The sequence below is a fragment of the Mesorhizobium sp. M7A.F.Ca.CA.002.04.1.1 genome, assembly GCF_004022805.1.
Taxonomy (GTDB): domain Bacteria; phylum Pseudomonadota; class Alphaproteobacteria; order Rhizobiales; family Rhizobiaceae; genus Mesorhizobium; species Mesorhizobium ciceri.
The window spans coordinates 1-2,547 of the sequence record NZ_RZPL01000772.1 but is presented as its reverse complement, the minus strand read 5'-3'; the positions used below and the strand labels follow the sequence as shown (position 1 = coordinate 2,547).

Sequence of the window (2,547 nt, the reverse complement as noted above, 5' to 3'; positions counted from 1 at the left end):
ACCCTGGATCGGCCTTTTGGCGGCCATTGCCATGGGCGCGGTGTTCTCGCTGCTGTTTGCCGTCATGACGCTGTCGCTGGCCACCAATCAGGTGGCGACCGGCCTGTCGCTGACGCTGCTCGGCCTTGGCCTGTCCGGCATGATGGGCACCAGCTTCGTCGGCCAGCCCGGCGAAAGGCTGCCCAACCTCGACATTCCCGGCCTGACGGAAATCCCTGTGGTCGGCAGGCTGCTGTTTGGCCAGGATCCGATCTTCTACATCTCGATCGCACTGACCGCCGCCGTCATGTGGTTCCTGTTCAAGACCCGCACCGGGCTGACGCTGCGTTCGATCGGCGACAGCCACACCTCGGCGCATGCGCTTGGCATCAAGGTCATCCGCTACCGATACCTCGCGGTCATCTTCGGCGGCGCCTGTGCCGGTCTCGCCGGCGGCCATCTCTCGCTGGTCTACACGCCGCAATGGGTGGAGAACATGAGCGCCGGCCGCGGCTGGATCGCGCTGGCGCTGGTGGTGTTCGCCTCCTGGCGGCCATGGCGGGTGCTGGCCGGCGCCTACATCTTCGGCGCGGTATGGATCGGCCAGCTTCATGCACAGGCTTTTGGCATTCCAGTGCCCTCACAGTTCCTTTCTTCGCTGCCCTATCTGGCAACCGTCGTGGTTCTCGTTCTAATCTCGCGCAACAAGCGTCTGACGATGATGAACACGCCGGCTTCCTTGGGGCAGCCATTCGTTCCGGATCGTTGACAACAAAAACAAACGGGAAGCTCCAAGGCTAACTCAGAGAGGTAACACGATGAAAAAACTGCTTATTGCCCTGATGACCACGACCGCCGCCATGTCGCTGGCAGCGACGGCCGAGGCCGCGGACAAGCTGAAGGCCTGCTGGGTCTACACCGGCCCGATCGGCGATTTCGGCTATTCCTACCAGCACGACCAGGGCCGTCTCGAAGTGGAGAAGGCGCTCGGCGACAAGGTCGAAACCGCCTATCTTGAAAACGTCTCGGAAGGCCCCGACGCCGACCGCGCTTTCGAGCGCCTGGCACGCGAAGGCTGCAAGATCATTTTCGGCACCTCCTTCGGCTTCATGGACCCAGAAGTGAAGGTCGCCAAGAAATTCCCGAAGGTGATGTTCGAGCACGCCACCGGCTACAAGACATCTGACAATCTCGGCATCTACAATGCGCGTTTCTATGAAGGCCGTTATGTGCTCGGCCAGATCGCCGCCAAGGAATCGAAGGCAGGCGTTGCCGGCTACATCGTTTCCTTCCCGATCCCCGAAGTGGTGATGGGCATCAACTCCTTCATGCTCGGCGCGCAGTCGATCAACCCGAACTTCAAGGCCAAGATCGTCTGGGTGAATTCCTGGTTCGATCCGGGCAAGGAAGCCGACGCCGCCAAGGCGCTGTTCGACCAGGGTGCCGACATTATTGTCCAGCACACCGATTCGACCGCTGCCCTGCAGGTGGCCGAGGAGCGCAAGCTGCACGGCTTCGGCCAGTCCTCCGACATGATCAAGTTCGCGCCGAACGCGCAGCTGACCTCGCTCACCGACGAATGGGGTCCCTATTACATCAGCCGGGTCCAGGCAGCCCTCGACGGCACCTGGAAGCCGGACAATGTCTGGCTTGGCATCAAGGACGGCGCGGTCAAGCTCGCCCCCTACACCAACATGCCCGACGACGTGAAGGCGATGGCGGAGGCCACCGAGAAGAAGATCGCCGGCGGCTGGAACCCCTTCACCGGGCCGATCGCCAAGCAAGACGGCACGCCGTGGCTGAAGGATGGCGAAGTCGCCGATGACGGCACGCTGCTCGGCATGAATTTTTATGTGAAGGGTGTCGACGACAAGCTGCCGCAGTAAGTAGCGCAAGAGATCGAAATGAGGAGGGCGCCGCGAGGCGCCCTTTTTCATTCGGCGGGCTGCGCTCCGGCTGAGACGCGACGAAATCGCGCCAGGCCAGCATCGACCGCGCGGCCGAGCCAAATCCTCAGCAGCCGCTGTGCGGGTCGTTCGCAGGCGCGCCAGATTGCCCACGAAACGAAAAGCATAAGTGCGCCGCAGCCAAAGGCGGCAAACCATTTGCCGATAAGGGGCGTTGCCGCATTGATGACGAGATAGCCGATGTCCTGGTGCAGCAAATAGAGCGGATAGGTCAGCCCGCCCAGCGCCAGGGTGAGCCCCGATGCCCTGATACGGCCGCGCAGCAGCACCGCACCGATCAAGGCCGCGTGCATGACGACGTTGGCGATGACCAGATTGGCCGACGAAACGGCAATGCCGTAGTGGCCAAGCATCCAGTGCTGCGTCACCGACAGCGTGCCGCAGGAGATCAGGAACGCGGCGGCAAGCAGCAGCATTGCAGGCAGTGAACGGCCATGCGCATGCAGGTGGTGGACCAGCACGCCGGCGGCGAAGAACGGTCCAAACTCGGTGATGAACAGCAGCCTGGCGGCGCCGCTGCCGATGAAGAACTCGTTCAAGGCCGAGATCGCCAGCCAGATCAAGATCAGCTCCAGCTTGCGTTTCTGAAACAGCCCGGTGA

General features: G+C 62.3%; 2 protein-coding genes and 1 pseudogene. 2 read left to right on the top strand and 1 reads right to left on the bottom strand.

The window, feature by feature from the left end:
- A partial coding sequence (locus ENZ75_RS28225) for an ABC transporter permease (RefSeq protein ID WP_164888056.1) occupies positions 1 to 748 on the top strand: 748 nt, incomplete at its 5' end.
- Positions 749 to 797: 49 nt separating this feature from the next.
- Positions 798 to 1,865, top strand: coding sequence for a BMP family ABC transporter substrate-binding protein (locus ENZ75_RS28220; RefSeq protein ID WP_013531647.1), 1,068 nt, complete (start codon positions 798 to 800; stop codon positions 1,863 to 1,865).
- 47 nt (positions 1,866 to 1,912) lie between these two features.
- Here ENZ75_RS28220 and ENZ75_RS28215 read toward each other — a convergent pair.
- Positions 1,913 to 2,547: pseudogene (locus tag ENZ75_RS28215) on the bottom strand (acyltransferase); the annotation flags it as partial.

What these genes read in the sequence shown, in the direction of transcription:
- ENZ75_RS28220 (WP_013531647.1), top strand. Translation starts at nt 798, where the DNA reads ATGAAAAAACTGCTTATTGCCCTGATGACCACGACCGCCGCCATGTCG.